The following is a 5,957-nucleotide window of genomic DNA, read 5'->3' on the forward strand; positions in this document are numbered from 1 at the left end:
GGATTTACGAGGCCAGGCGCTGGATCTGGCTTGTAAACTGGGAGAGGGCGACCTCCTGGCGTGCCCCCCGCTCCTGGGCCTCGGCCACTTGCCGCCGAAGGAGCGCAGTCTCGCTCGCCGGCCGGGCGGCGGGCGTCTCGATGCCGGGCGCGAAATCAACGGGGGCGCATGCGGCGAGCCCGGCGAGAAGCGCAAAATGGAAGAGAAGTCTTTTCATCGGAAATTTCGGGGACAAAGGGCGGAAACCATTTGGGGCCTCTCGGGCAGAGAGGCGAACCGGCACATTATAGCGCAATTACTTCGAAACCTTCGATATGAAGTTCGGGGTCCGCCTTGATGACGAGCTGAACGCCCAGGTTTTTCTCGATGATCTCTACGTGATGGCGCTCCTCTTCCAGGAGAAGGCCAACCACCTCGGGATGGACGTTAATCATGATCTTTTCGCTCTCGGGGTGGAGGCGGCGCACCCGGCCCGCCTCGCGGAGGGCCTCGAAGCTCACCGAAACAGCCGACTTCACCCGTCCGCGGCCCTCGCAGTAGGGGCAGGTGCCGCACAGGACGCGCTGGATGCTGTTCTGCACCCGTTTGCGGGTCATCTCGACCAGCCCAAGTTCGCTGATCTTCAGGATGTTCGTGCGGGAGCGGTCCTTTCGCAGCTCTTCCTTAAGGGTGTTGAAGACCTTCTCCTTGTTCTCCTCGCGCTCCATGTCGATGAAGTCGTTGATGATGATCCCGCCGATATTCCGCAGGCGCAGCTGGGCGACGATCTCGCGGACAGCTTCGAGGTTCGTCTGGACGATCGTTTCCTCGGGGTTGCGCTTGCCGACGAAGCGGCCGGTGTTCACATCGATGGTGGTGAGGGCTTCGGTCTGGTCGATGACGATGTAGCCGCCGCTCTTCAGCCAGACCCGCTGCCCCAACGCGCGTTCGATCTCGAGCTCGATGCCGTAATGATCGAAAATCAGTTCCTCTCTATGGAAGAGTTCGATTTTGGGGAGGAGATGCGGGTAGTAGCTCTCGACGAATGACCGGCATCCCGCATAGGCGTCCGGGTCGTCGATCAACATCCGCTCGACGTCGGTGGTGAACAGGTCCCGCACCGCGCGCTGGATGAGGGTGAGGTTGTTGTGAATCTGATCCGGCGCAGAGGAGTGCTCGTTCTTGCCGAGAATGTCCTCCCATAGCGCGTGGAGAAACTGCATGTTCGATTCAAGATCTTCGGCGGGCGTGTTTTCGCTGGCGGTGCGGACGATGTAGCCGGCGCCGGGCTTGCGGTACTTGCGGACGATGCCCTTCAGGCGCTTGCGCTCCTCCTCTTCTTCGATGCGGCGGCTGATGCCGATCTGGTGGATGGTCGGCATATAGACCACGTAGCGGCCGGGAAGGGTGATGTAGCTCGTCAGGCGCGAGCCCTTGGTGCCGATGGGTTCCTTGCTGACCTGGACGATGACCTCCTGACCTTCCTTGAGGATATCCTCGATGGGGCGCTGCTTGCCGTTGCGGCGGGAGCGACGCCGGGGGATGGTGTCGAAGTTCACGGGGCCGTCGGGTTCTTCCTCCTCGACGGAGTGGGCGGAGTGCCCGTTGCCCTCGAAGTCGAGTTCCTCCTCCTCGAGGTGCCCCTCGGCCGCCTTCTGGTAGTTCTCGATGGATTCGATGGTGTCCACGTCGTTAACGTAGAGGAAGCCCGCCTTCTCGAGGCCGATGTCCACGAAGGCGGCCTGCATCCCGGGAAGGACCTTGGTCACCCGGCCCTTGTAGATATTTCCGACGATGCTCTTCTCCGAGGCGCGCTCGACGTAGATCTCGGCGGTAGTCCCGTTTTCGAGGAGCGCGACGCGCGTTTCGAATGGTTCGCAGTTGACGATGATTTCAGATGGCATATTCCACTGTTTTGCCGCTCGCGCTTTTCCAGCGGACGGCAACCTTAAGGACGCGGGCCCGGAGAATGTCCACGGGCGAGAGATCGAGGCAGGCCGACAAAATCTCGGAGATTTTGGGCGTTGCCCCTTCGCTGAACCGAAGCTCGATGAGAAGCCGGTGGGCCGGCTTCCCGTCGGCGCCGGGCCCTGGACCTTTCGCCTCGAAGGAGCGAATGGCGGGACGCGCGTCGAAATGGATGATTTTGCCCTTGCGCTCGCGGCGGATCTCGATTCGATCCGCGGCCAGAGCCCGGGCGATGGCGTATTCGATGTCTGGGGATTCGTCCATGCCCGCCGGGAGGCGGATGTCATAGACCGCCCCGGCGATGGCGTTCGCCGATGCGGGGGCGCCGCTCACGAGCCGCCAGGCGGCACGGGGGCGGAGCCCTGCGGGCAGTTCCCGCTGGAGAGCGCGGAGAACATCTCTCGGCTGGAGCGCCCCCGACGTCTCGAGCAGGGCGAGATCGACGATCTCCGCTCTGCTCTCCACCCCGACGGGAAGGGCGTGGGAGAAGACAATCTTCGGGTGCGGGTTGAACCCCTGGGTGTGGGCCATCCGCAGCCCGCTCCGCTGGGCCGCGCGGATGAAAGTGCGGAGCACTTCAAGGTGGCTTAGGAAGCGCAAATCCCCGCTTTTTTCGAAGGCGAGCCGGAAGCGGCGCACCGGGTAGTCCTGCTCTTCGGCGGCGATGCCGGGGTTGTCCTCCGTGGCGCCGCCCTCGAAGCCGAGGGGGACGGGCCCGCCCTCGCGCAGGGCGGGTCTCCGGCGGCGGGTGCGGCCCGCTTTTCCGTTTTTCTTCTCCTCGGCTTTCTTCTCCTCAATCTGGGCCTTGACGAGGGAGAGTTCGGCCGGCTCATTTGGCGGAAGGTCCGCTCCCATGGAGAGGTCGGCGGAGTTCACCACCGGCAGCATCTCGCCGGGAGGCGGCAGCGGTTTTTCGTAGTGGTACTTGATGCCCTTGTAGTTGTCCAAGATGCCGCACTGCCCGCAGGACTCGTAGCGGCAGTCGCCGACGGTGATCTCGCGCAGGGCGCGGCGCCACTCGGCGAGCTGGTACGCCTTGGTGACGCCCGGGTCGAGGTGATCCCAGGGAAGGGGCTCATCGGCGGGAATCTCCCGGTAGGCGTACCACTCGGGGTCGAGGCCGTGCGCCGCGAAGGCGGCCATCCACTTGTCGTAGTCGAAATACTCCATCCACCCGTCGAATTTGCAGCCCGCATCCACAGCCGTTTCGATGACATCGGCCACCCGGCGGTCGGCCTTGGACAAGATGGCCTCGAAGAAGCTGTGCCGGGGATTCGACCAGTGGAGCTTGATGCGATGGTCGGGAACGTTTTTCTTGATGAAGTCGAGTTTCTCCCGGATCGTTTCCTTGCGGTCCTGCGGGAACCACTGGAAGGGGGTGTGGGGCTTGGGGACGAAGGTGGAGAGGCTCACGTTGATGGAGCGGAAACGCTCGCCGCTCACCTTTGACTTCATCCGGCCGCACGCCATCAGCATCTCGGCCATCTCTTTCAGGTCCTCCAGCGTTTCGGTCGGCAGGCCGAGCATGAAGTAGAACTTGACCCCCTGCCAGCCGGCGTCGAGGATGTCCTGGAGGTTCCGCTGGAGATCCTGGGAGGTCAGTACTTTGTTGATGACGTTGCGGAGCCGTTCGCTGCCCGCCTCGGGGACGAGGGTGAATCCGGTCTTCCGCACCCGGGCGATCTGGGCGAGGAGGTCGGGGCTCATCGCCCCCACCCGGAGGGAGGGGAGCGAGATGGAGGTCTGCATCGGAGCGAGCCGCTCCATCATCCGCGGAACGAGGCCCTTGAGGGGCTGGTAGTCGGCGATGCACAGGGAGGAGAGGCTGATCTCCTCGTAGCCGGTCTTGCGGAGGGACTCCTCGGCCAGCTCGAGTACTTTCGCGGGGTCGCGATCCCGGACGGGGCGGTAGATCGTCCCCGCGTGGCAGAAGCGGCACCCCCGGGTGCAACCGCGCTGGACTTCCAGCGTGACACGGTCGTGAACCACTTGCGTGTAAGGGACGATGGATGCGACTGGATGGGCCGAATGGTTCAGATCCTCAAGTACCCGGGCGAGGACCGGCCTCCGGTGGCCGGTCACGTGCCGGAAGCCGCGGATCGTGCCGTCGGGGTTCTGCGAAACCTTGTAGCGCGATGGGACATAAATACCCTCGATCCGCTCAAGGCGCTCGAGAAGGGCCTCCCGCCGCTCGCCCGAGCGGCGCCAGGCTTCGTGCGCCTCCACGATTTCCGGGAACATCTCCTCCCCATCGCCGAGCGCCACCGCATCGAAGAAGGGCGCCATCGGCTCCACGTTGAAGGCCACCGGCCCCCCGCCGACGACCAGCGGATCGGTTTCGCTCCGATCGGCGGCCCGCCGCGGCATCTTCGCCAGATCGAGCAGGACGAGCACGTTGCTCGCCGCCAGCTCGTAGAGGAGAGAAATGCCGAGGATGTGGAAGTCACGGACCGGGGTGCGGCTCTCGAGGGTGGCGAGGGGCGCGCCCTTTTCCCGGAGGATGGCCTCAAAATCCGGCCACGGGAGAAAGACGCGCTCTGCGGCGATGTCCGCGCGCGCATTCAGGAGGTGATAGAGAATGCGGATGCCGTTGTGGGACATCCCCACTTCGTAGCTGTCGGGGAAGGCGAGGGCGACCCGGTTCCGCACCCCGGCGAGGTTCTTGCGGATGGCGTTGACCTCGTTCCCGAGATAGCGGGAGGGTTTTTGGACGAACGGAAACACGTCCCGCTCGTACACGATAGTAGATTCAGTCTGCATGAAACTTATCTCTCCAAACGCTGCGGTGCGGGGGGAGCTGCTTTCCGCAGCGGGAAAATACCCGTCAAGCAAGGGGAATTTTGCTGGAAACGCGGTGAGTTTTCAACTCTGCGGCGGGGAAGGCACTCAAAAATGATTGAAATCCAATGAGATGGGGGATTTTATCCCCTTCCCGGGGACGCCGCTAGCGGAAAGGGTACTCCCTTTTGTACGAAAACGAGGTGAAACTCTTCCGTCGCATCCAGACGTTCAGCACCAGCCCGATGGACAGATAGAAGGTGATGGCGGCGCTCCCGCCGTAGCTGACCAGGGGGAGGGGCAGGCCGACGATGGGCATCAGCCCGAGCGTCATGGCGATGTTGAGGGAAGCGTAGAGAAAGATGGAGGAAGCGACACCCACCGCGATGAGGGTCCCCTGCTTGTCGCCCGCCTGGAGCCCGATGAGGAATATCCGGTAGATGAGGATCAGGAAGAGAAACAGCAAAAAGGCAGCGCCCATGAATCCGAGCTCTTCGCTCAGGACGGAAAAAATAAAGTCGGTGTGCCGCTCCGGAAGGAAATGGAGCCGGCTCTGGGTTCCCTGGAAAAGACCTTTTCCCCATATCTCCCCGCTGCCGATCGCAATCTTGCTTTGCAGGCTCTGGTAGCCCGCCCCCAAGGGGTCGCGGTTGGGGTTGAAGACGGTCAATATGCGCGATCGCTGGTATTCCCGGAGAAAGAACCAGCCGATCGGAGCGGTCGCCAGGCCGATGCCCGCCAGCGAGAAGAGCACCCGCTTGCGGACCCCGACAGTGAGCACCATGCAGGCGGCAATCATGAAGGTGGTGAGGGCCGTGCCGAGGTCAGGCTGTCTGGCCACCAGTCCCACCGGGATGATGACGAGAACGAAGGGGACGATAAGCTCGCGAAAGCCCAGCGGCTCGCTGCTCTCCCGTGTGCCGAAGTAGCGGGCCAGCACGATGATCATGAAAAGCCGCGCGAGCTCGGAGGGCTGAATCCGCACCGGCCCGAAAACGAGCCAGCGCTTGGCTCCGTATACAGTTCTCCCGGCGAGGAAGACCAGAACGAGCATGACGATCAAAAGGAAGTAGAGCAGATAGGCCCACCGGGTCAGCTGGTGGTAGTCGACAAGCAGAATGGACACCATCACCAGAAGGCCGAGAGTGCTCCAGAGCAACTGCTTCCAGTGAAGCGCGCCGGCCAGCAGGTTGGGGTCGGTGTAGATCGAGCTGTAGATCATCAGCACCCCC

The 5,957-nt window shown here is 63.1% G+C and carries 4 protein-coding genes; all 4 read right to left on the reverse strand.

The features are described 5' to 3' along the window. Positions 1-4 precede the first annotated feature (4 nt). A complete protein-coding gene (locus tag O2807_10835; GenBank protein ID MDA1000992.1) occupies positions 5-217 on the reverse strand; it encodes a hypothetical protein in 213 nt (70 codons plus the stop codon). A 67-nt stretch (positions 218-284) separates the two neighbouring features. Further along, complete coding sequence (locus O2807_10840) at positions 285-1,883, reverse strand: Rne/Rng family ribonuclease (GenBank protein MDA1000993.1); 1,599 nt, start codon at positions 1,881-1,883, stop codon at positions 285-287. Further along, the gene (locus O2807_10845; GenBank protein ID MDA1000994.1) at positions 1,873-4,707 is read right to left on the reverse strand and encodes a TIGR03960 family B12-binding radical SAM protein; all 2,835 of its coding nucleotides are present in this window, start codon (positions 4,705-4,707) and stop codon (positions 1,873-1,875) included. Before O2807_10845 ends, O2807_10840 begins: the two co-directional genes overlap by 11 nt. Before the next feature lie 184 nt (positions 4,708-4,891). Beyond that, positions 4,892-5,957, reverse strand: a 1,066-nt coding sequence (gene rodA, locus O2807_10850) for a rod shape-determining protein RodA (GenBank protein ID MDA1000995.1), incomplete at its 5' end; no start/stop codon positions are given.

This window comes from bacterium (assembly GCA_027622355.1).
In the GTDB taxonomy this organism is placed as follows: domain Bacteria; phylum UBA8248; class UBA8248; order UBA8248; family UBA8248; genus JAQBZT01.